This window comes from Microbispora sp. ATCC PTA-5024 (genome assembly GCF_000511135.2).
Classification (GTDB): Bacteria; Actinomycetota; Actinomycetes; order Streptosporangiales; family Streptosporangiaceae; genus Microbispora; species Microbispora corallina.
Genome location: NZ_KI866522.1, coordinates 1,507,965 through 1,530,821 on the forward strand (window position 1 = coordinate 1,507,965; position 22,857 = coordinate 1,530,821).

At 70.6% G+C, this 22,857-nt stretch carries 19 protein-coding genes; 9 read left to right on the plus strand and 10 right to left on the minus strand.

The features are described from left to right. Positions 1 to 206: 206 nt before the first annotated feature. The 5 genes from MPTA5024_RS06730 to MPTA5024_RS06750 all read left to right on the plus strand — a co-directional run bounded on the left by MPTA5024_RS06730 (position 207) and on the right by MPTA5024_RS06750 (position 7,781). Positions 207 to 1,010: a FadR/GntR family transcriptional regulator gene (locus MPTA5024_RS06730; RefSeq protein WP_198166977.1), complete on the plus strand. Its 804-nt coding sequence runs from the start codon at positions 207 to 209 to the stop codon at positions 1,008 to 1,010. A 213-nt stretch (positions 1,011 to 1,223) separates the two neighbouring features. Further along, positions 1,224 to 1,964 carry a FadR/GntR family transcriptional regulator gene (locus tag MPTA5024_RS06735; protein ID WP_036320821.1) on the plus strand — a complete coding sequence of 247 codons (741 nt, stop codon included), beginning with the start codon at positions 1,224 to 1,226 and terminating at the stop codon, positions 1,962 to 1,964. A gap of 843 nt (positions 1,965 to 2,807) precedes the next feature. Further along, positions 2,808 to 4,277 (plus strand): arabinofuranosidase catalytic domain-containing protein, encoded by a 1,470-nt coding sequence (locus MPTA5024_RS06740; RefSeq protein ID WP_198166978.1) that lies wholly within the window; start codon positions 2,808 to 2,810, stop codon positions 4,275 to 4,277. 185 nt (positions 4,278 to 4,462) lie between these two features. After that, positions 4,463 to 6,850, plus strand: a complete 2,388-nt coding sequence (locus MPTA5024_RS06745; RefSeq protein ID WP_036320824.1) for a ricin-type beta-trefoil lectin domain protein — start codon at positions 4,463 to 4,465, stop codon at positions 6,848 to 6,850. A gap of 178 nt (positions 6,851 to 7,028) precedes the next feature. Then, positions 7,029 to 7,781: a FadR/GntR family transcriptional regulator gene (locus MPTA5024_RS06750; protein WP_036320825.1), complete on the plus strand. Its 753-nt coding sequence runs from the start codon at positions 7,029 to 7,031 to the stop codon at positions 7,779 to 7,781. On the opposite strand, the gene MPTA5024_RS06755 is transcribed toward MPTA5024_RS06750, so the two are convergent. Then, on the minus strand, positions 7,778 to 8,467 hold the full coding sequence (locus tag MPTA5024_RS06755) for a helix-turn-helix transcriptional regulator (RefSeq protein WP_051457776.1): 690 nt from the start codon (positions 8,465 to 8,467) through the stop codon (positions 7,778 to 7,780). The two genes, MPTA5024_RS06750 and MPTA5024_RS06755, sit on opposite strands and share 4 nt — an antisense overlap. 179 nt (positions 8,468 to 8,646) lie before the next feature. On the opposite strand from MPTA5024_RS06755, the gene MPTA5024_RS06760 reads away from it, so the two are divergent. After that, on the plus strand, positions 8,647 to 9,063 hold the full coding sequence (locus MPTA5024_RS06760) for a nuclear transport factor 2 family protein (protein WP_051457777.1): 417 nt from the start codon (positions 8,647 to 8,649) through the stop codon (positions 9,061 to 9,063). Positions 9,064 to 9,223: 160 nt separating this feature from the next. Here the strand turns inward: MPTA5024_RS06760 and MPTA5024_RS06765 are convergent, their stop codons facing one another. The 7 genes from MPTA5024_RS06765 to MPTA5024_RS06795 form a co-directional block, all read right to left on the minus strand. Beyond that, complete coding sequence (locus MPTA5024_RS06765) at positions 9,224 to 10,240, minus strand: aldo/keto reductase (protein WP_051457778.1); 1,017 nt, start codon at positions 10,238 to 10,240, stop codon at positions 9,224 to 9,226. Continuing rightward, positions 10,237 to 11,067 carry an amidohydrolase family protein gene (locus MPTA5024_RS06770; RefSeq protein ID WP_198166979.1) on the minus strand — a complete coding sequence of 277 codons (831 nt, stop codon included), beginning with the start codon at positions 11,065 to 11,067 and terminating at the stop codon, positions 10,237 to 10,239. Before MPTA5024_RS06770 ends, MPTA5024_RS06765 begins: the two co-directional genes overlap by 4 nt. Continuing rightward, the gene (locus tag MPTA5024_RS06775; RefSeq protein ID WP_036320826.1) at positions 11,064 to 11,408 is read right to left on the minus strand and encodes an L-rhamnose mutarotase; all 345 of its coding nucleotides are present in this window, start codon (positions 11,406 to 11,408) and stop codon (positions 11,064 to 11,066) included. Before MPTA5024_RS06775 ends, MPTA5024_RS06770 begins: the two co-directional genes overlap by 4 nt. Before the next feature lie 67 nt (positions 11,409 to 11,475). Continuing rightward, positions 11,476 to 12,663 (minus strand): mandelate racemase/muconate lactonizing enzyme family protein, encoded by a 1,188-nt coding sequence (locus MPTA5024_RS06780; RefSeq protein WP_051457780.1) that lies wholly within the window; start codon positions 12,661 to 12,663, stop codon positions 11,476 to 11,478. 25 nt (positions 12,664 to 12,688) lie between these two features. Continuing rightward, positions 12,689 to 13,600 carry a carbohydrate ABC transporter permease gene (locus tag MPTA5024_RS06785; RefSeq protein ID WP_036320829.1) on the minus strand — a complete coding sequence of 304 codons (912 nt, stop codon included), beginning with the start codon at positions 13,598 to 13,600 and terminating at the stop codon, positions 12,689 to 12,691. Positions 13,601 to 13,603: 3 nt separating this feature from the next. After that, on the minus strand, positions 13,604 to 14,539 hold the full coding sequence (locus MPTA5024_RS06790; protein WP_036320832.1) for a carbohydrate ABC transporter permease: 936 nt from the start codon (positions 14,537 to 14,539) through the stop codon (positions 13,604 to 13,606). A 1-nt stretch (position 14,540) separates the two neighbouring features. Continuing rightward, positions 14,541 to 15,863 (minus strand): ABC transporter substrate-binding protein, encoded by a 1,323-nt coding sequence (locus MPTA5024_RS06795; RefSeq protein ID WP_198166980.1) that lies wholly within the window; start codon positions 15,861 to 15,863, stop codon positions 14,541 to 14,543. A 156-nt stretch (positions 15,864 to 16,019) separates the two neighbouring features. Here MPTA5024_RS06795 and MPTA5024_RS06800 point away from each other — a divergent pair, with 156 nt between their 5' ends. Beyond that, complete coding sequence (locus tag MPTA5024_RS06800) at positions 16,020 to 17,048, plus strand: (R,R)-butanediol dehydrogenase (protein ID WP_036320837.1); 1,029 nt, start codon at positions 16,020 to 16,022, stop codon at positions 17,046 to 17,048. Next, positions 17,045 to 17,800, plus strand: a complete 756-nt coding sequence (locus MPTA5024_RS06805; RefSeq protein ID WP_036320840.1) for an SDR family oxidoreductase — start codon at positions 17,045 to 17,047, stop codon at positions 17,798 to 17,800. Before MPTA5024_RS06800 ends, MPTA5024_RS06805 begins: the two co-directional genes overlap by 4 nt. Before the next feature lie 112 nt (positions 17,801 to 17,912). Here MPTA5024_RS06805 and MPTA5024_RS06810 read toward each other — a convergent pair whose 3' ends face one another. After that, the gene (locus MPTA5024_RS06810) at positions 17,913 to 19,934 is read right to left on the minus strand and encodes a right-handed parallel beta-helix repeat-containing protein (protein ID WP_157099313.1); all 2,022 of its coding nucleotides are present in this window, start codon (positions 19,932 to 19,934) and stop codon (positions 17,913 to 17,915) included. A gap of 106 nt (positions 19,935 to 20,040) precedes the next feature. Between MPTA5024_RS06810 and MPTA5024_RS06815 the strand changes: the two genes are divergently transcribed. After that, positions 20,041 to 21,018 (plus strand): sugar kinase, encoded by a 978-nt coding sequence (locus MPTA5024_RS06815; RefSeq protein ID WP_036320842.1) that lies wholly within the window; start codon positions 20,041 to 20,043, stop codon positions 21,016 to 21,018. Positions 21,019 to 21,095: 77 nt separating this feature from the next. Here the strand turns inward: MPTA5024_RS06815 and MPTA5024_RS06820 are convergent, their stop codons facing one another. Then, entirely contained in the window at positions 21,096 to 22,697 is a 1,602-nt protein-coding gene (locus MPTA5024_RS06820; protein ID WP_036320844.1) for a ricin-type beta-trefoil lectin domain protein, read from the minus strand. Between the last annotated feature and the right edge of the window lie 160 nt (positions 22,698 to 22,857).

Below are 22,857 nucleotides of genomic sequence, written 5' to 3' on the forward strand. Positions count from 1 at the left end.
CTCAGCGCACCATGCGGCGGGGCGACATCGTGGACGCGCCGGACATCCCGACGTTCCCGCGCGCCTCCTGCCCTCGTGTCCCGATAGCGTCCGGATCGCGTACGTAGTCCCGACATCGCTAGGTCACAATCTCGACATTTCATCATATGAATTACGTATTCGCAGGTGCGTATACTCGACGTCGTGACCATCTCCATGGCGGCACGGTGAGTGCCGAGTTCTCCCAGCCCGACGCGGGCGCGTCCCGTGACCTGCTGGAGCCGATCCGGCATCGTCGCCCCCGCCGCCTGGGAGACACCGTCGTCACCCATCTGGTCGACCGCATCGTGTCGGGGGGCTACCCCGTGGACAGCGTGCTCCCGACCGAGCCCGAGCTGTGCGAGGAGTTCGGGGTCTCCCGCACGGTGGTGCGCGAGTCGATCAAGCTTCTCGAAGCGAAGGGCCTGGTGAAGGCGATCCCGGGCCGGGGCACCCGCGTCCTGGAGCCCATCGGCTGGAACCTCCTGGACCCCGTCGTCCTGGAGGCCCAGATCCGGCACGACAGCGACCTGGGGATCCTCGACGACCTCATCAACGTCCGGGCGGCGCTCGAGTGCGACATGGCGGCGCAGTGCGCGCGCGTGATCACGCCCGAACAGGCCGAGGCGCTGGCCGCGCAGGCGAACGTCCTGACGGAGACCATCGACGAGCCGCTGCGCTATGCCAGGGAGGACGTCGTCTTCCACGAGATGATCATGATCGCGTCCGGCAACCGTCTCGGTCACGCGATCATTCACAGCATCCACGCGAAGGCGCGGCTGTCGAGCCGGTACAACGGCGATCCCAGCAGGGAGGAACTGGTCCAGTCGCTCGCCGAGCATCGGCAGATCGAGTCGATGATCCTCCAGGGCGACGCCCAGGGGGCCGCGGCCGCGATGCGCATCCACATCCTCGGCTCGTGGACCCGGCGCCGCCCCGGCATCCACGGGGCGCTCTCCGGCGGAGCCGGCTCCCGGGACGCCCTCGAATGAGACGGCGGCCTACGGGGTGCTCCACTCCCGCCGGCGCACGTCCCGATCGGCGTAGGGAGCCTTCAGCGCCTTAGGTGTGCCTGTCTCGGTCACACACGGCACGTCGGGCCGGTCGGCGCCGACGTGCCGTTCGTCGTCCCGATCGCGTCCCCCCGGATGTACGGCGAACGAGATAAGTCATACTCTTGCAGGCGATCGCAAGAAGGGAGCACCGTGACCGACACTCCGCGTGAGGGAGGATACCGGCCGGGCTACGAGGTGGCGGCCGAACAGGTGCTGGAGCTCATCGCCCGGCTGCGCCTGCGCCCCGGCGACCGCATGCCCACCGAGGTCGAGCTGGCCCGCCAGCTCGGCACCAGCCGCACCGTCGTCCGCGAGGCCGTCAAGATCCTCTCCGCACTGGGCCGGGTCCGGGCCCAGAAGGGCCGCGGCCTGTACGTGGCCGACGACGAGGGCATGCTCGGCGGAGGACGCTGGGCGCCCTTCTTCCTCCCCACCGACCTCGACCACGTCTACATGCTCTTCGAGTTCCGGCGAGCGCAGGAGATGGAGACCAGCCGCCTGGCCGCCCGCCGCGCCACGCCCGCCGAGCTCGCCGCTATCGAGAAGGCCGCCCACCTGTGCCGCCAGGGCCACGACACGGGACGCGAGGACCTGTTCAACGAGGGTGACGACGCCTTCCACACGGCCATCGCGACCGCCTCGCACAACATGTTCCTCCAGAACACGGTGCGGCAGGCCCGGCGGCTACAGGGGCAGTCCCACATGATCGGCCTGCGCGGCTCGCTGGGCGGCCACGCCGCGAAGGCGGTGGAGGAACACGAGGCCATCTACCAGGCCATCCGCGCCGGCGACCCCGAGGCGGCGGCCCTGGCGGCCGCCACCCACATCGACAACACGCTGGACGACTACCGCAGAGAGATCCAGCAGCGCCTGTTCTCCCCCACCGACTGATCCCCCACCGGCCGATCGCCTACTTGCCGATCCCCCACCAGCCGATCGCCTACTTGCCGATCCCCCCGGAGCGACGCCTCCGGCGGCCCCGCGCGCCGTCGGCCGGGGCGCGCCGTCTGTGAAAGTTACACGCCGGTCCGCCGGTCTCGCGGAGCTCCCTGCTGGGGCGACCACGGTGCTCCCGCCGTGCGCGACCCTCGGCGAAAGTCCGACTCATCCCCTTCCTCGCGCCGTTTGAACAGGGGCGATGTACGACACGCCCCGGCCGCGCGACGACGGCCGTCACGCGCACACAGGGTGGCCGGAATGCCCACAGTCGCCGGAGTCGTCTGTGCTAAGTCTGAAACTTACTCTTGACGTAGTTCGCCTTCCCTAGGGTAATTAGTACCTAGACCCCGGAGGCAGCCTCCACAGAGGCAGGCGTCGCGGACCGGACGGCACACGCGGGCGCGGGACATCCCCAGCCCTCTGCGCCGACGCCGGCCGCGTCCCTTCCACGGCCCCCGCCGCACCCCCCTCGTGGCGTCACTCGTGGCACCGCGCACCTCCATGGAGAAGCACGTGAGCGCTCTCTCACCACCGACCCGCCTCCACGATCACCGGCCGCGGCGCGGCCGGCCGGAGGGGGCGGCGAGCGCGCCCGGCCCGTGGCTCAGGTGAACCCGATCACCACGTGGACGCGCCTCCTCGGACTCGGGGACCGCTACAGCTCGGCGATGCCCGAGCGTAGTGATGTTAACGCTAACAATCCGGTCTGACCGCGGTCACCGGCTGCCGCACGCACGCAGCACGGGACCCACACCCCCCTTCGCCACGCCACGTGGCGCACGATCGGAGGAACCGTTGAACACAGGAAGAAGGCTCGGCCGTCTCGTGATGGCGGCACTGGTCCCCCTGGCCGTACTCCTCGCCGGGACGGCCGCCTCGCAGACGACGGCGCAGGCCGCGACCTCGCTGCCGTGCGACATCTACGCGACCGGTGGAACGCCGTGCGTGGCGGCGCACAGCACCACCCGGGCGCTGTTCGGCGCCTACAGCGGCCCGCTGTACCAGGTGCAGCGCGCGTCCGACCGCGGCTACCGCGACATCGGGCTGCTGGAGGCCGGCGGGTACGCCGACGCGTCCGCGCAGGACTCGTTCTGCGCGAACACCTCCTGCACGATCACGAAGATCTACGACCAGACCGCCAACCACAACGACCTGCCGATCTCGTGGGGCGGCTTCTGGAAGGGCCCCGGCCCCAACGGGTCCGACATCGGCGCGGACGCCAAGGCGCTGCCGCTGACCGCGGGCGGCCACCCGGTGTACGGGATCAAGAGCACGCAGGGCACCGGCTACCGGATCGACAACGCCAAGAACGTCCCGACGGGCAGCAAGCCCGAGGGCATCTACATGGTGACCTCGTCCAACTACGTCGACCAGTGGTGCTGCTTCGACTACGGCAGCGGCGAGAACTCCCACAACGACACCGGCAACGCCACCATGAACGCGATCTACTGGGGCACCGCCTGCTGGTTCGGCGGATGCACCGGCACCGGCCCCTGGGTGGAGGCCGACCTGGAGAACGGGATGTACCACACCAACACCGGGTCCAACAAGGACCCGAACAACTCCGGGGTGCACTACCCGTTCGTCAGCGCGTGGCTGAAGAACAACGGCACCACCAACTTCACCCTGAAGTACGGCAACGGCAACAGCGGCGGCCTGACCACCACGTACTCGGGCGCGCTGCCCAACGGATACTCCCCCATGAAGCTGGAGAGCTCGATCCTGCTCGGCACCGGCGGCGACAACAGCCCGACCGGACAGGGGTACTTCTTCGAGGGCGCCGTCACGTCCGGCTTCCCGTCCGACGCCACGGAGAACGCGGTCCAGGCGAACATCACCTCCGTCGGCTACTCCATGTCCGGCGGCAGCACCACGGGCGGTCAGCAGATCGTGGGCGGCCAGTCGGGCCGGTGCCTCGACGTCACCGGGGTCTCCCAGTCCAACGGCGCCCAGGTGCAGCTGTGGGACTGCAACGGCCAGAACAACCAGCGCTGGACCTCCACCTCCGGCAAGCAGCTCCAGGTGTACGGCAACAAGTGCCTGGACGCCTACGGCCAGGGCACGAGCAACGGCACCCAGGTGATCATCTGGGACTGCAACGGCCAGACCAACCAGCAGTGGAACATCAACTCCAACGGCACCATCACCGGCGTGCAGTCCGGGCTCTGCCTCGACGCCAACAACGCCGCCACCGCCAACGGCACCAAGATCATCCTGTGGGCCTGCAACGGCGGAGCCAACCAGCAGTGGAGCCGGCGCAACTGAGCCGGCCATGACGTGAGGACGCACCGCCGCGGGACGCCGGGGGCCTGCGGCGGTGCGCCTCCCACCGCGGGACGGCGGGCGGCGGCCGACGCCGAGCCCCCGCCGCGGTTCCCCCATGACGGCGCCCGCTCCCGGCAGGCCCCGTCGTCTCGTCGAATTCGCCTAACTCACCGAAAGGACCCCCCATGAGCCGGCGAAGAGAAGGCACCGCGCGAGTCGCCATGAGAGTGGTGGTCGCGCTCCTGTCCATAGCGATGTCGCTGGTGGCCGTGTCGGCGGCACAGGCGGCCGTCGGGATCACGATCAACGGTGGTTCCGGCGGCCGCACGTTCGACGGCGTCGGCGCCATCAGCGGCGGCGGCGGAAACAGCCGCCTGCTCATCGACTACCCCGAGCCGCAGCGCAGCCAGATCCTCGACTACCTGTTCAAGCCCGGATACGGCGCCTCGATGCAGATCCTCAAGGTCGAGATCGGCGGCGACACGAACTCCACGGACGGCGCGGAGCCGAGCCACCGGCACACCTCGGGCGACCTCGACTGCAACCGCGGGTACGAGTGGTGGCTGATGGAGCAGGCCAAGGCCCGCAACCCCAACATCAAGCTGGTCGGCCTCTCCTGGGGCGCCCCCGGCTGGCTCGGCAACGGCAACTTCTGGTCGCAGGACACCATCAACTACCTGGTCGACTGGCTCGGCTGCGCCAAGAACAGCCACGGGCTGACCATCGACTACCTGGGCGGCTGGAACGAGAAGGGCCGCGACCTGAACTGGTACGTCAACCTCAACTCGGCGCTGGACTCCCACGGGTTCGGCAACGTGAAGATCGTCGCCTCCGACGACTGGGGCTTCGGCGTGGCCGACGACGCGGCGAACAACACCGCCTTCCGCAACGCCGTCGACGTGTACGGCAGCCACTACGTCTGCGGGTACCGCGGCGCCCAGACCAACTGCCCGAGCTCGACCACCGCGATCAACTCCGGGAAGGTCCTGTGGGCCAGTGAGAACGGCTCCGACGACTACAACGACGGCGCGAAGGCCCTCGCGCGAGGCATCAACCGGGACTACATCGACGGGAAGATGACGGCGTACATCAACTGGCCGGTCATCGCGGCGATCCCGCCGAACCTCCCGTTCGCCACGATGGGCGTGGCGGTCGCGCCGCAGCCCTGGTCGGGCTACTACGCCATCGGCAAGAACGCCTGGGTGATGGCCCACACCACCCAGTTCACCAGCCCCGGGTGGAAGTACCTCGACTCCTCCAGCGGCTACATCGGCGGCAACCGCGCCAACGGCAGCTACGTCTCGCTCAAGGCGCCCAACAGCGGCGACTACAGCACGATCGTCGAGACGATGGACGCCACCGCCGCGCAGACCCTGAACTTCACCGTCACCGGCGGCCTGTCCACCGGCCAGGTCCACGTCTGGGCCACCAACCTCAACTCCGGCAACTCCGCCGACTACTTCCGGCACACCACCGACATCACCCCCTCGGGCGGCGCCTTCTCGCTGACCGTCCAGCCGGGGTACGTCTACTCCATCACCACCACCACCGGCCAGGGCAAGGGCACCGCCACCAGCCCCGCCCGCGGCTCGCTGGCCCTCCCCTACTCCGACGACTTCGACTCCTACGCCACCGGCCGTGAGGCGAAGTACCTGCAGGACATGCAGGGCTCGTTCGAGGTCGTGGCCTGCGGCGGCGGACGGTCCGGCAAGTGCGTGCGCCAGATGGCCCCGCGCCAGCCGATCCTGTGGACCGGCGGTTCCCACCCCTACGCCCTGCTGGGTGATCTGGGCTGGACCAACTACACCGTCTCCACCGACGTCCTGCTCGAACAGGGCGGGTACGCCGAGGTGATCGGCCGGGCCGGCGCGCAGCACTCCTTCGGCCCCGAAGGACTGAACGCCTACTACCTGCGGGTCACCGACGCCGGCGCCTGGCAGATCCTGCGCAACAACGTCGACAACGCGATGACGACCATCCGCAGCGGGACGGTCGCCGCACTCGGCACCGGTCGCTGGCACACGCTCGCCCTGGGCTTCTCCGGCAGCACGATCACCGCGAGCATCGACGGCACCCAGGTGGGCTCGGTCACGGACGGCACCTGGGGCGCGGGCCAGATCGGCGTGGGCACCGGCACGACCGAGACCGCGCAGTTCGACAACCTGACGATCACCCCGGGCCAGGGCGGCGGCACCGGAAACGGCAACCTGCTGCGCGGCCTGGCCAGCGGCCGGTGCGTGGACGTGCCCAACCAGTCGCAGACGAACGGCACGCAGGTGGCGCTGTGGGACTGCAACGGCGGCGCCAACCAGCAGTGGACGTACACCTCGTCCAAGCAGCTCCAGGTGTACGGCACCAAGTGCCTTGAGAGCGGCACCACCAACGGCGCCGCCGTCGTCATCAACGGCTGCTCCGGCGGGACGAACCAGCAGTGGAACGTCAACGCCGACGGCACCGTCACCGGGCCGTCCGGGCTGTGCCTGGACGCCTACAGCGCCGGGACCGCCAACGGCACGAAGATCGTCGTGTGGTCCTGCAACGGCGGAACCAACCAGCAGTGGAGCCGTAACTGAGCTGACGCGGTCGCCCGCCGCGGCGACCGTCCGGCGCGGTCCGGCCTGATGCCGCGCCCGCGGGCCCCGAAGACGGGGTCCGCGGGCCGGCGGCGCCTTCTGGGGGATCCGGTCAGCGGTCCCCCGAGTGATCCATCCACGCCCAGAACGGGTTACGGGGCTGCACTAGAGTGCATGCATGAGCGCCAAAGAGGACGCGTTCGCCTTCTCCTCCCGCAGGCCCGCCGAGCGACTGGGCGTCGCGGTGGTCAGCGAGCTGGTCGAGCTCATCGTCACGGGCGAGCTCCCCGAAGGGGAGCTGCTGCCGCCCGAGGGTACGCTCTGCGAGCACTTCGGCGTCAGCCGCACGGTTCTCCGCGAGTCGGTCAAACGGCTCGAGGAGAAGGGCCTGGTGGTCGTGGCACAGGGCCGCGGCACCCAGGTGGCGCAGTCCGGGTCGTGGAACATGCTCGACCCGGTCGTCCTGTCCGCCCTCATCGACAACGACGTGTCCCTGGGCGTCCTCGACGAGCTGACGATCGTCCGGGGCAGCCTCGAGTCCGCCATGGCGGGCGCGGTGGCGACGCGGCGCACGGCCGAGGAGCTGACCCGCATCGAGCACGCCCTGGAGTCGATGCGCGAGACGCAGCACGAGAGCGACTCCTTCCGTCAGGCGGACGTGGTCTTCCACCTCACGATCATGGAGCTGTCCCGCAACCGCCTGGCCGAGAACATCGCCAAGCGCCTGTACCGGCGGGCGCTCGAGAGCAGCAGATACCAGGGGATGCGCTACGAGGACGCCTTCCACTCCACGGTGGAGGAGCACGCCCTGGTGGTCGACGCCATCTCCCGTAAGGACGCCGAGGCCGCGGAACGCGCGATGCGCGACCACATCGTCAGCTCCTGGGAGCGGCGCCGGCTCGGGGCACCCGAGGAGGAGCCCGGGCTCTAGTACTCCAGCGATCCTTCGGTGGTCGCGGGCGCCGGCGTAGGCCCTGGTCGTGTCGAGCACATCCCGGCGCCGGCACCGGCCAGCAGCAGCGCCAGCTGGAACCGGCTGTGCGCCCCGTATTTCTCCATCAGGTCCGCGACCGTGTAGGTGATGGTGCGCCGGCTCAGGCCCATCTGCTCGGCCACCATCTGGTCGGTGCAGCCCTCGGCGAGCAGCGTCACCACGGCGCGCTCCCTCGCCGACAGCCCCGCCGGCCACCGCCCCGGCTCGGCCGCCCGCGCCCACAGCCGCTGGTACATCTCGACCAGGGCGCGCACCAGCGGCTTGGCGGTGATCTGCCAGACCCCCTTCAGCGGATCCTCCGGGTCGATGGGCGTCATGACGATCGCCCGGTCGATGATGACCATCTTGGCCGGCAGGGCGGGCAGGATCCGATGTTCGGCGCCGGCGGCGATCAGGCGCGCGTCATGGCCCGCCGGGGCCGACCCCAGCCAGCGCGTACGCACATCCGGCGGCATCGGGAGCGTCCCCAGCAGCGGGCGCCGGGACGACGCGGGAACCATGACCAGCCGCTCGCTGCGTTCGGAGACGATCTCGGCGAACCGGGCGACCACGGCATCGGCCCCGAACAGCGGGTGCACACCGCGCGTGGCCCGCAGCGACTGCAGCCACGCCGCCTCAGACATCGCCGGCCACCCCCTGACGTCCCACCCCGTGAATCCGCATCCTGCCCCAGAAAACCGAGCGGCGGCAATGCTGGGCGGACACCGTTGCGACTTTGCGCAAGAACAAGGCAGGAGTGATGCGCGCACCCCGCTGCGCCCCGCAAGGTTCCTTTCATCCACCACTCCCGAAAGGACACCTCATGAACTACGACCTGCGAACCCTGGCCGACCGGGCCGAGCTGTACGACCTGCTGCTGCGTCTGGGTCGAGCCTTGGACGAGCACCGCTTCGACGACCTGAGCACCGTTCTGACGCAGGACGCCACCGGCGCGACCCGCAACGGGACCGGGTCGGGCCGCGACGTCCTGATCGCACAGATAGAGGCCGGCAACAAGGACTACGCCCGCCTGCTCCACCGGTTCAGCAGCGTGCTGATCGAGGTCGACGGCGACACCGCGACGATCCGCGCCTCCATCACCGCCCTGTCCGGCCACGCCGACAGTCTCGTGCCGGCCTCCCGGCGCTACGGGCTGTCCCGCATCAAGGCCGTCCGAACGTCCGACGGTTGGCGGATCAGCGAGCTGAACGTCGAGCCGGTGTTCGTAGTGGGGCGATAGCGCTGGGACCTACGACCTAGCGGACACCCATCGCCGCTGGTAGGGGCATTTTTGGCGCGGTGCTGTCGGCATCGTCGCGAGCAGGTCATCCCCGGAAGCGACGCCCATCTCCTACGGCAGGATCTCCCAGACGATCCCGCTGTGGAGCACGAACAAGACGCTAGGCCTCCGCTGCCCGGCGTTCGCACGCCGGCACGGCCGCGGCCGGGATCAGGCCTTCGGCGACCAGGTCCGTCCAGAGCCCGTCCGGGACGTCGGTCTCGAACCGGCGGAGGTCCTCGTCCACCTCGCCGGGCGAGCGCATGCCGACGGCGACCGCGGCGACGGCGGGGTGCAGCAGCGGGAAGGCCAGCGCGGCGGCGGGGAGCTCCACCCCGTGGTCCTCGCATATCGCCGCGAGGCGGCCGGCCCGCCCGATCACCTCGGCGTCGGCGGCCCGGTACTCGTACGTCGCACCGGGCGCCGGCCGCGCGGTGGACAGCAGGCCGGTGGCGAAGACGCCGGCGGCGACCACGGCGACGCCGGCCTCGTGGGCCGGCGCGAGCACCGAGTCGAGCCCGCTGTGGTCGAGCAGCGAGTAGCGGTTGGCCAGCATGATCACGTCGACGAGGCCGTCCTCGATGATCCGGGCGAGCCCCGCGGTCGCGTTGGTCCCGATGCCGATGGCCTTCACCAGGCCGGCGGCCTTGAGCCGCGCCAGCGACGCGAGGCCCTCGCGCGCCGCGCCCTCCCCCGCCTGGTCGGGGTCGTGCGCGTAGAGGATGTCGACCGAGTCGAGTCCGAGGCGCTCCAGGCTCTCCTGGAGGGAGCGTTCGACACCCGCCGCCGAGAAGTCCCATCGGCGCGTGCGGTCGCCGGGGACGGCGAATCCGTCGTCGTCGCGTTCGCGCGGCTCCGGGTTGGGCACGATCAGGCGGCCCACCTTGGTGGACAGGACGAATTCGTCGCGCGGGCGGCGGCGCAGCTCGGCGCCGATGCGGCGCTCGGAGAGCCCGAGACCGTAGTGCGGCGCCGTGTCGAAGTAGCGGATGCCGCGGTCCCACGCCCGGCGTACCGTCCGGGCGGCCTCGTCGTCGCTCACCGCCCGGCCGAGATTGCCGAGCGGTGATCCGCCCAGGCCGAGAACGCCACGGCCCGGCCGGGCCAGGTTCAGCAGTCCGGCGACCGCGGCCGTCATGCGCCGAGCCCGTAGAACGCCGACGCGGTGCCGGACATGATCGCCCGCCGCTCCGCCTGGCTCAGCTCGGAGACGAGCTCGTCCACGGCGCACCGCCACGCGACGGGACCGGCCCCCAGCTCGGCGAGCGGCCAGTCGGACCCGTACATGAGCCGCTCGGGGCCGAACGCCTCAAGCGCCACGTCCACCGCGCGGCGCAGACGGGCTCCCCCGCCGCCGCTCACGAGTCCGGCCAGCCCGGAGACCTTCGCGAAGACGTTCGGCCGGGTGGCGAGCTCGCGCAGGCCGGCCTCCCAGCCGTCGTCGTCGTCCGACTCGGCCAGCCCGCCGAGGTGGTCGACGACGAAGCGGACGCCGGGGTGCGCGGCCACGACGGCCGCGGCCGGCGGCAGCTGCCACCAGCGCACGACCAGGTCGAAGCCGAGCCCGTGGGCGCCGAGCTGCTCCAGGGCCTTGCCTACGTCGGGGCGCTGGAGCCACGCCGGGTCGGGGTCGACGTGGACCAGGTGACGGATCCCGACGAGCCTTTCGCGCGCCGCGGGGCCGAGCCCGTCGAGCTGCGCCGCGACGTCACCCGTGAGATCTGCCCAGCCGACGACCCCGGCGATGCGCGCATCGGTGTGCGCCAGAAGCCGCCGCGTTTCCGCGGCGCTGTTGCTCGACTGCACGACGACGGCGGCGTCCACGCCCGTCGAGTCGAGCATCCGCCCGAGGTCGGCGGGCGCGAAGTCGCGGTCGATGACCCCCATCGTCGCGGGGTCGATCCACGGCTGGGGGTCGGTGGCCCGGTCCCAGAGATGGACGTGCGCGTCGATCGAGCGGCTCACGACAGGTGCCAGACCTCGTCGAGCGGCTGCCACAGAGCCCCCGGGTCGCGCTCCTCGACGATGCGCACCTGGCACGGGTCGGTGTGCGTCCACCATTCGCGCGTCACCGGGTCCTCGGCGATGCGGGCCATGTCGGCCGCGTGGTCCTCGCCGACGTACTCGTAGTAGCCGAACAGGGTGTCGCCGACGATGAAGATGGAGTAGTTCGTGACGTTCGAGTCGCGCAGCGTCTGCTCGACCTGCGGCCAGACGTTGCTGTGCAGTTCGAGGTACTCCTCCCGGCGCTCCGGCCGGACGCCGACGACGAAGGCGTGACGCTCGACGCGGTTCTGGGCGCTCACGCCGCCTCCTCGTGTGACCGGTCGCACGCGCATCCGCGCGGCGCGCCTCCCCGTACGATTCGCTCGCTCATGACCCCACCTGCTCCACCGCGTGCCCGTCGATGCGGCCGTCCTGACGCGGGTCGGGGACGAGGCGAAGGCCGGCGCGGTCGGGACGGACGTGCGGCCCCGTGATCGCGGCCGGGGGGTTGGCGGCTCGCGAGATCTTGATGTGCTCCTCGTCGACCCGGATGCCGATGCCCGGCTCGTCGCCGAGGACGATGCCGCCGTCGTCGAACTCCTGGTCCACCTGGAGTCCGACGGGAGACGAGAGGTCCTGGACCTCGAAGGCCAGGTGGTTCGGCACCGCCGTGGCCGCGTGCGCCAGCGGGTTGGCGTGGTACGCCACCGGGCTCACGGGCAGGTCGCGTCCGTGGGCCACCGCGGCCACCCGCAGGAAGTGCGTGATGCCCCAGACGTTGCCCACCTGGACGATGTCGATCGCGTCGGCGTCCAGGAGCGGCCGGTACTGCTCCAGTCCGGTGAGGTTCTCACCGGTCGCGACGGCGGCGCGGATGCCGCGCCGGACCGAGGCGAGACCGGCGGCGTCCCATCGCCGCACCGGCTCCTCGACCCAGGCGAGGTCGACCTCGCGCTCGATCGCGGTGATGAACCGGACCGCCTGGGACCGGTTCCACGACTCGTTGGCGTCGAACATGAGAGCGGGGTGCGCCGAGTTGCGGCTGAGGACGTCCCGCAACGCTCGCAGCCGGCGGAGATCATGCTGGAGATCACGGCCGCCCTTCAGCTTGGCGGCGCCGAAGCCCCGGTCGGCGAAGCGCTCGTAGAGGCGCACGAGGGCCTCGTCGTCGAGGGCGATGTCCAGCCCGGAGGCGTAGCCGGCGACGAACCGGTCCCGGCCGCCCAGGGTGCGCCACAGCGGTTCGTCGGCCGCCTTCGCCTTGAGGTCCCACAGCGCCATGTCGATCGCGCCGATCGCGCCGAACGTCGCGCCCGAGTGGCCGGTCTTGAAGACCCGGGCCAGCATGCGGTCGTACAGAGCCGTGACGGCCCGCGGGTCCTCACCCTCCACGGCGCCGAAGACGCGGTCGACGTCGCCGTGCGCGCCGAGCCCCACCCCTTCCAGGCCGCTGTCCGTCTCAAGGATCAGCACGTGCACGTCGGTGCGGGGCTCGGACATGACCCCGTTGGCGTCGCCGATCAGCCGCCCCCAGTCGTGCACCGTCGTGAGGCTGCGGTATCCGGTGACCTTCAAAATCGCTCCTTCATGATGTTCCTACTCACTCCTTGGTGCCGCCCGCCGTCATGCCCGCGACCAGGAAGCGCTGCGCGAAGAGGAAGACGATCAGCACGGGCAGCACCGAGATGACGGTCGCGAGCGCGAGCGTCGGCAACTGCACGGACTGCGTCCCGGCGGAGCTCGGGTTGAACGCCGGAGTCGAGGCGAGCAGCGAGGTCAGGCCGACCTGCACCGGGTATCCCTCGCTCGACGGCAGCATCACGAAGGGCAGGAAGAAGTTGTTCCAGCTCTGCACGAAGCTGAAGAACGCGACCAGCGCGACGATCGGCGCGGCCAGCGGCAGCGCGACCCTGGTGAACACCTGGAGTTCTGTGCATCCGTCGAGGCGCGCCGCCGCGAGCAGATCGCGCGGGACGCTCGTCGAGAAGTAGATGTACGTGAGGTACACCCCGAACGGGAAGAACGCCATCGGGAGGATCACCGAGAGCGGGCTGCCGATGAGCCCGACCACGTTCAGTTCGAGGAAGATCGGCAGCACCAGCGCGGTGTTCGGGATCAGCATGACGATCAGCGTCAGCACGAGGAGCGACCGGCGGAACCGGAACTCCGTCAGGGCCATCGCGTAGCCCGCCGGGATGCTCGCGATGAGCGTGATGACGAGCGCGCCCAGGGCGTACAGCGCCGAGTTGCCCACCCACGCGGTCACCGCGCCGTCCTGGAACCCGAACAGCTGGTCCCAGTTGGCGGCCAGGTCGCCGAGGCCACCGGGCAGGAACGGGTCGTCGACGATGAGCCCGCGCGCCGACTTCGTCGTCGCCAGCAGCAGCCAGACGATCGGGATGGCGAAGAACAGCACGAAGATCGCGACCACGACCCCGACGATCGTCCGGCCGCTCCAGCCGCTGACCCCGCTCCGGCCCCGCGCGTGGCGGCCGATGTCCACTGTCGTCATGTGCTAGCCCCTCTCGAACAGGCCGCCGCGCGTCACGAAGACGGCCGACAGCGCGAGGGCGATGACGAGCAGCAGCAGGGAGATGGCCGCCGCTCCGTTGAAGTCGTTCTGCTGGAACGCGTACTGGTAGGCGAGCTGGTTGAGCGAGTAGTCGTTGGGCACGATCGCGTTGCTCGCCTGGGAGAGCAGCTGCGGCTCGACGAACAGCTGCGTGCCGGCGGCCAGCGACATGATCCCCATGTACGAGATCCACTTGCGCAGCAGCGGGAGCTGGATGCGCCAGGCGATCTGCACGGTGGTCGCGCCGTCGATGCGCGCGGCCTCGATCACGTCGTCGCTGATGTTGTTGAGGGCGCCGTACATGATGACGATCCAGCCGCCCGCGCCGGTCCAGAACGCGATGACGGCGAAGATCGGGGGCAGGTTGCCCGGCACGATGACCTGCACGAAGCTGGAGAAGCCCATCAGCCGCAGCAGGCCGCCGACCGGGCTGGCGGTGGGGTCGAGCACGAACAGCCACAGCAGCACGCTCGACGCGCCCGCAAGGGCGCCCGGCAGGTAGAAGACGAACCGGAGCGTCTTGCTCAGCCAGCGCACGCGGATCGCGTGGACGACGAGGGCCAGGAACGTGACCAGCACGACCAGGGCCACGAGCCACATCACCAGGTAGAGGGCGACGTGCCCGACGGCGGGCAGGAACCGGAAGTCGCTCATCACCTTCGTGAAGTTGGCGAACCCCGCGAAAGCGCCGTCGCCGTCGGTGAAGGCGAGGTAGAGGGCGTAGATGGCGGGCAGGATTCCGAACGCGATCGTCAGCACCGCGTAGACCGCGATGAAGGCGTAGCTCATCGCGCTCCGCTCACCGCCGTCACCCCGGCCGGCCGGTCGCCCGGCCCGCGGTGACACCGCGGGCCGGGCGGCCTGATTCGTAACCGTCATGTCACTTGACCGTATAGCCGTTGACCTGCGCCTGGTTCTTGATCGCGGTCTCCCACTCGGGGAGCAGATCGACCAGGCTCTTGCCGCCGGCAATCGCGGGGGTCATCGTCTTGGCCCAGATCGCCTCCTGGCTGAAGACCCCGGAGCCCCACCCGGTCCAGATCTGCGGACCGGCCTTGATCAGTGCCCCCAGGTCCGTGGCGTAGTAGCCGCTCGACTCCTGCTTCTTGATCCACTTGTCCGCGGCGGGCGCGTAGGCCGGGTAACCGGGAGCGAGGTTCACCTGGTAGTCGTCGGCCGTCGTGACGAACTCGACGAACTTCTCGGCCGCCTTGAGGTTCTTCGCGTGGCTGCTGATGAACCAGGTGCCGCCGCCCACGTTGCCCGTCGCGGCGCTGTCGCCCTGCCAGGCCAGCGGCGCCGCGACGCCGAGCTGGCCGGCGGGCACGTTGAGCGACTGCGGGTTGTTGAAGATGGCGCCCGCGTACCAGGCCGGGCCCGGCATGAGGACCACCTTGTCGGAGTACTTCTTCACGAACTCCGGGGTGAAGACGCTCAGGTTGGGGACGGTGCCGTTCTTGATCAGAATGTCGAGCATCGACGCGACGCGCTTGCACTCCGGGCTGTCGGTGTTCACCGTCACCGACGTGGGGCCGGTGATGCCGTTCGCCTGGCACTTGCTGCCCCAGAAGTAGATCTCCGGGGCGAAGGAGTCACCGACGGCGCCGACGATGTAGCCGGGGTGCTCCTTGGCCACCTTCTCGCCGACGGCCTGGTACTCCTCCCACGTGGTGGGGAGGGAGTAGCCGAACTTGTCGAGCAGGCTCTTGTTGTACCAGAGCACCACCTGCGCGAGGTCGTTGCGCAGGCAGTAGACCTTGCCCTCGACGGTGCACGGGGCCAGGGAGCCCTGCGTGAAGTTGTCGAGCGTGGCCTTCGGGACGAGCCCGCTGTTGAGGACGGCCGCGAACGCCTGCTTGCCGTTGCTCTTCTGGCTCGCCCACGCCGCGTCGTTGTTCTGCGACGAGAACACGACGTCGGGCCAGCCGCTGCCCGCGCGGTCGAAGAGCTGTACCTTCGTCCTGAAGGAGTTCGACCCGTTCGCGGAACCGTCGTAGGTGACGACGTTGAGCTTCACGCCGGGGTTGGCCTTCTTGAACGCGTCGACCGCGCTCGACCGGTCGGCGTCCACCCAGACCGTGATCGGGGCCTTGTCATCCTGCGTGACCTGCGGAAAGCCGTAGGAGCCGACCGAGGAACCGCTGTTGCCGCCGCAGGCGGCCAGTGTGAGGGCGGCGGCGAGAACGCCCACGCCACCGATCACCCGGCCGGTATATCCGTGAAGTTTGTTACGGACCATGTTGGTGTCCTTTGTCTTGTCGCCCACATTGACGACCCCCGCAATGTGATGAAAATAGAGCATACGTATTACGTGTGCAAGCGGTCTGAAGCACCGCCTTGAGGAGAGTGAGGACACCCGATGAAGGGTGCTGCATACGTGGGTGGCGGTCGCCTGACGACCGTGCCCATCGAGGTCGCGCCGCCCGGTCCCGGCGAGCTCCAGGTCGCCGTCGCCTACTGCGGGCTGTGCGGGACCGACCTCCACATCGTGCACGGCGACATGGACGCCAGGGTGCGGACGCCCCTCGTGTTCGGCCATGAGACGTCGGGCACGGTGGCGGCGGTCGGCGCGGGCGTGGAGGGCTGGAAGGTCGGCGACCCCCTGACCGTCATGCCGCTGGTCTGGGACGGCACCTGCCCCGCCTGCCTCGCCGGGCATCAGCACATCTGCCAGAACCTCGTCTTCGTCGGCATCGACTCCCCGGGAGGGCTGCAGCAGCGGTGGAACGTCCCGGCCTCGATCGCCGTGCCGCTCCCCGCCGGCCTCGACCTGCGTACGGCGGCCCTCGTCGAGCCGGTCGCCGTCGCGGTCCACGACGTCCGGCGCTCCGGCCTCCAGGTCGGCGACCGCGCCGTCGTGCTCGGGGGCGGCCCCATCGGGGTGCTCATCGCCGCCGTCGCGCGGCACGCCGGCGCCCACGTCATGGTCGCCGAGGTCGACGCGTCGCGCCGGAACCGGGTCGCCGAGCTCGGTTTCGAGGTGATCGACCCCTCCTCCGCCGACCTGGTCGCCGAGGTCGAGCGCTGGACGGACGGCGTCGGCGCCGACGTGGTGTTCGAGGTATCGGGAGCCGCCGCCGCGGCCCGCTCCACCACCGCGCTCGCGAAGGTGCGCGGGACGATCGTCGTGGTGGCCATCCACTCCGCCGCCCGGGAACTGGACCTGCAGCGCGTGTTCTGGCGGGAGCTCCGCCTGCTGGGCGCCCGGGTGTACCAGCGGTCCGACTTCGAGCGCGCCGTCGAGCTGCTCGGCCGGGGCGTCATCCCCGCCGAGGCCGTCATCTCCGGCGTCGTCCCGCTCGAGGAGATCGCCTCCGCGGTCGACGACCTCTCGGCCGGCCGCGCCATGAAGATCCTCGTGGACGTCGCCGGGGAGGCCCGGGCATGAGCGGCCTGTTCGACCTGCACGGCCGTCTGGCGGTCGTCACCGGGGCCCGCCGGGGCATCGGCCGCGCCATGGCCGAGGCCCTCGCCGCCGCCGGAGCCGACATCATCGGTGTGAGCGCTCACCTCGGGGCGGACGACGAGGTCGCCAAGTCGGTCCGCGGACTCGGCCGGTCCTTCGAGGGCCGCGCCGTGGACTTCGCCGATCGCGACGCCGTCCTGGACCTGGGCGCCGAGCTCGCCGAGCGGTCTCCCGACATCCTCGTCAACAACGCGGGCACGATCGAGCGGGCCCCCGCGGCGGAGCATCCGCTCACGTGGTGGGACCGCGTGCTCGAGGTCGACCTGTCGAGCCAGTTCGCCCTCACCCAGCTGGTGGCGCGCCCGATGCTGGAGCGCGGCCGAGGCAAGATCGTGTTCACGGCGAGCATGCTGAGCTTCCAGGGCGGGATCAACGTGCCCGGCTACACCGCCGCCAAGTCGGGGATCGCCGGCCTCACCCGGGCGCTCGCCAACGAGTGGGCCGCCCGCGGGGTGAACGTCAACGCCATCGCGCCGGGCTACATCGCGACCGACAACACGGAGGCGCTGCGCGGCGACCCCGAGCGGTCGCGGTCGATCCTGGAGCGGATCCCTGCCGGACGCTGGGGTCGCGCCGACGACATCGCGGGCGCGGCCGTCTTCCTCTGCTCGGCGGCGTCCGACTACGTCTCGGGCGCGGTCGTCCCCGTGGACGGCGGGTGGCTGGCGCGCTGACCGCGGCGGGCGGGCGGCCGGGCGCGGGATGCCCGGGGGTCTCCGCCCGGCACGCGGCGTGAGAGGGCGGGGGGAGCCGCACGGCTCCCCCCGCCTCCTCGTCTTGCGAGAGCTACTTCGAGACCCCGGGGAAGGTCCGCAGGGCCGGCTCGACGCCGGCGTGCGCGATCACGTCCTGGGCGTCGTCCGGCCAGGCCGTACCCGCGACCTGCACGTTGTCGATCAGCTGGTTGTTGTGCTGCGCCGCGTTCGGGGTCTGCGTGGCGCCGGAGTTGTACCAGTTGTGGGCGAGCACGTTGTCGCTGGTGTTGTTGATCGTCCCGTACGAGTTCGTGAAGACCCACACCCCGCAGTCCTGGACCACGTTGTTCTTCATCGTGACGTAGCGGGATCCCTCGTCCAGGTAGAGACCCACGGTGTGCAGCGTGTCGTAGATGTAGTTGCCGCTGAACACCGCGCCCGGGTTGGCCGACAGGTTGTACAGGCTGCCCCCGTCGTGGAAGACCTTCTTGACCCCGTGGATCAGGTTCCCCGTCACCTCGGTGTTCCTGAGGGTCGTCGGCGTCGTGTAGACCGGCTGGTAGGTGTACAGGCCGCGGTTGCGGTAGTCCTGGCTGCCGCCCGCGTCGTTCGCGCCCCAGCCCCAGCCGGTGTCGATCCCGTCGTACGCGAGGTTCGAGACCTCGTTGTGCGCGATCACGGCGTGGTCCACGTAGGTGGACAGGATGCCTGACATCTCCTTGTAGTCCTTGGCGACGTCGGTCACCAGGTTGTTGTCGATCGTGATGTCGCGCAGGGTCATCGCCGGGTCGCCCGGGTGGTGGGCGTCCGGCTGCACGCCGCCCACGACGACCCCCGCGCCACCGAGGTCGGTGAACAGGTTGTGGTGCACGGTCGTCGCGGTGACCCCGAGCCCGATCCCCGCACCGTTCGCGTCGGCGTCCAGGCCGATGCCGAGGCCCACCTGTCCCAGGTGGGCGAAGGTGTCGTCCGAGAAGGTCACGCGGGTGGCCGCGGCGACCTGGACGGCCGCGGGGACCTGGTTCCAGCCGTTGCGCGCGCCCTCGAACAGCGGGCAGCCCGACTGGCAACTGCTCAGGTAGTCGGCCGGCTGCGGGTACGCCTTCGGGATGAACGCCCCGTTCTGCTGGTCGGCGTAGCCGATCGGCGAGCCGGGCGACAGCCAGGTCGAGTACGAGAACCGGATGCCCGAGAACGTCAGGTCGTGCACCGGGTTCGCGTAGGTGCCCGCGATCTGGACGAGCGACTCGAGGTAGGGCAGCACGAACGACTGGCCGTTCGGGTCCTCACCGGCGGCGGCGCGGTAGTACAGCCTGCCGGCCGCGGGGTCGAGGTACCACTGTCCCTCCTGGAGGAACGCGTAGGAGTTCTCCAGCAGCAGCCGGCCACCGGCGAACGGGTGGGCCAGGGTGTCGTACCCCCAGTTGTTGTTCTGCCAGGCGGGCTGCTGCATCGTGATCGTCGTCCCGCTGATGCTCCGCACGGGGGCGTACCGGTCGGTGAACGAGTCCTGGCTCTCGACCTCGATGCGGCTCTGGTCCGGCAGCGTCGCGAGGTAGCCGAGCGCGGGATTCCTGATCTCCATGCCCGACGGCGTGACCGTGACGTCGCCGCGGGCGATCGTGATCGCCGCGCGGGGCGCCGCCGCGTCGTTCTTGTAGAGCTGGCGGCTGTCCTGTCCCTTCGGCACGGACGCGACGAAGATGTTCTTGCCGGCGTCGTACGGCGTCCAGCCGGTCACCTCCCGGCCACCCGAGACGACCGGTCGCGCCCCTCTCGCGGCGGTCCAGGTCACCGGCTTGGCGCCGGTGCCCGAGTCGTCCGCGGTGAAGCGTAACGGCTCCTCGAGCCGGTAGGTCCCGTCCTTCAGCTCGACCGTGACGGTGCTTCCCGCGTGCGCCGACGCGCGGGCCATCGCCTGCGCCGCGGCCGGCGTGCGCAGCGGCTTGCCCGGCGTGCCCTGGTTGCGGTCGTCGCCGTCCGGCGACACGACGATCGTGGTCCGGCCGGGATGCGGCGGCACGGCGAGCGCCGGCGTGGCGCTGACCGCGACGATCCCGGCCGCGACTAGGGAGATTGCCCCGGTGACGGATGCCGGATGACGTTGTCTCACGTGTCCCCGATTCCTCTGGTGCATGTGACGTTACTCATAAGACGTATGATGATTTTCCCGAGCCCGTCAAGGGGCGTCGATCGAGAAACCGTTGGGGAGCGGCATCATGCGCATCGGTGGACCGGCCGGGGCGACCCAGGTCTCCACGCTCGGAGAGGCCCTGGTGCGTCTGTCACCGGCGCCGGGCGAGCGGCTGCGCGACTCCGGGCAGTTCCGGGTGCACGTCGGCGGCGCCGAGGCGAACGTCGCGGTGGCCCTGGCGTCGGTCGGCGTGCCGACGCGCTGGACGTCGGCGCTGCCGCAGACCGTCCTCGGGCGGCGTGTCGCCGACTCGCTGTCGAGCGCGGGCGTCGCGCTCGACACCGTGCGGTGGACGGCCGGCGAGCGTCTCGGACTCTACTTCGCGGAGATCGGCTCGCCGCCGCGCCCCACGAGTGTGGTGTACGACCGGGCCGGCACCGCGTTCGCCTCGCTCTCCGCCGACGACCTGGACTGGGCCGCCGTGTGCGACGCGCGGATCGTCCACCTGACCGGCATCACGGCCGCCGTGGCGCCGCGGTCCGGCGCGCTCGTGCTGCGGGCGGCGCGGGAGGGGCGCGAGCGTGGCGCGCTCGTCGTCTACGACGTCAACTACCGGGCGGCGCTGTCCTCGCCGGAGTCGGCCGCCTCGTTCACCGCCGACCTGGCCGCCCACGTCGACGTGCTGATCTGCCGGGCCGAGGACGCGCGCGACCTCTTCGGCCTCGCCGGCGACGCGCCGGCGCTGGCGAGCGACCTGGCGAAGACCCTGTCGATCGGCCGCGTGGTGGTGACGTCGGGCGCCGACGGCGCCGTCGCCTGGTGGGACGGCGAGTCCGTGGCGGCCCCGGCGCTGCCCACCGTCGGCGTCGACCGGATCGGCGCCGGGGACGCCTTCGCGGCCGGTGTGCTGTGGGGCGTGCTCGACGGCTCCCCCGAGGAGGCGCTCAAGCGGGGCACGGCGATGGCCTCCCTGGCCATGACCGTGCACGGGGACCAGTGCCGCTTCTCGGCCGAGGAGGTGCTGGACGTGGCCCGCGGCGCGGGACGGGAGGTGCGCCGCTGAGCCTGCGGGCGAGCGGTCTCGCCCGGCCGAGCCGGTCCGCGCGTGGGGGGCGCGGACCGGCTCGGAGGTGGTGAGGGTCAGACGCGGGTCCAGCGCTGGTTGGCCTGCCCATTGCAGGTCCAGATCTGGAGCTTGGTGCCGTTGGCCGTGGCGCTGTTCGGCACGTCCAGGCACTTGTTCGCGCCGACAGCTGTCAGGCTGCCGTCGGAGTTGAGACGCCACTGCTGGTTGTTCTGACCGTTGCAGTCCCAGATGAGCACACTGGTGCCGTCGGCCGTGCCCCGGTTGTTGACGTCCAGGCACTTCGACCCGTACACCCGCAACTCACCCGCGCTCGTCACCGTCCACCGCTGATTCGCCTGGTTGTTGCAGTCCCAGATCTCCGCCAGCGTCCCGTTCGCCTGCGAGGCACCCGTGACGTCCAGGCACCGGCCCGACCCCACACCCCGGAACGCGCTCGTGCTCCCCGTCGGCGTCGGCGTCGGGCTGGGCGTGACGATGCCCCCGCCGGTCACGACGTACATCGCGGCGCCGTGCCCGGGGACCGACGCGCTGATGGTGCCGGACGTGGAGGAGGTGGAGTGCGCCCACAGGTCGCGTACGGAGTAGGAGGAGGCGGAGCCGAGGCCCACGGCCGAGGCGGTGGTGGACACCGTCGCCGTCGACGTGCCGCGGTTGAGCAGCACGACCGCGACCGACCCGTTGGACATCGGCTTGCGCCAGACCTCAAGGTTGCCGTTGTCGCTGACCTTGGTGCCCTGCCGGCCGCCCCAGTCCTGGTCGACCGCGATGACTTCGGTGTTCGTGAGAATCGTGCGGGTGTCGGAGCTCATCGTGCGGATGTCGTTGCCCGCGATGAGCGGCGCGTTCAGCAGCGCCCACAGGCTGAAGTGCGCCCGGCCCTCGGTCCCCGAGAGCGAGCCGTTGCCCACCTCCAGCATGTCGGGGTCGTTCCAGCCGCCCGGACCCGAGTACGCGTCGAGCCCGACCTGCTGGTCGAGGATGCTCGTCACCGAGCCGAAGTTGGCCTGGATGTCCCCCGTGGTGCGCCAGGAGTTGCCCGTCGCCATCCCCCAGGTCCAGACGCTCTCCTGTCCCCAGTTGCAGAGGCTGAACAGGATCGGGCGGCCGGTGGCGGCGAGCGCGTCGCGCATCGCCGTGTACCGCTGCTGCCCGGTCTTGCCCTGGTGGTCGCCGCAGTTGTCGTACTTCAGGTAGTCGATCCCCCACGACGCCCACAGGGCGGCGTCCCTGCGCTCGTTGCCCAGGCTGGCCGGGTAGCCGGCGCAGGTGGTGAGGCCGGCGGAGGAGTAGATGCCGAGCTTCAGCCCCTTCGAGTGGACGTAGTCGGCCACGGCCTTGATGCCGTTGGGGAACTTCTGCGGGTCGGGCACCAGGTCGCCGTTGGCGTTGCGGCTCTTGGTCGACCAGCAGTCGTCGATGTTGACGTACTGGTAGCCGGCCGCGGCCATTCCGCTGGACACCATGGCGTCCGCGCTCTGCCGGATCAGCGAGTCGCTGACGTTGCAGCCGAAGCTGTTCCAGTCGTTCCATCCCAACTGGGGCGTGCGGGCCAGGCCGTTGTCCAGCGCGGCCGCGGGCGACGTCGCCCCGCCGGCCACGACCAGGGACCCGGCGGCCACCACTGCCGCCAGTGCCCATCGGACGATTTTCTGCATCGGACTCCTCTGTTCTGTGCTGGATCACCCCGCCTCCACCCGGCGGTTCCGGGTGGCGGCGGTAGGGGGTGCTGGGGGCGGACGGACGCGTCGGCGTCCCGGGGGCCGCGGATCGGATGCCGATCAGGGGGTCAGCGGTAGCCGGCGGCGGTGATGTCGG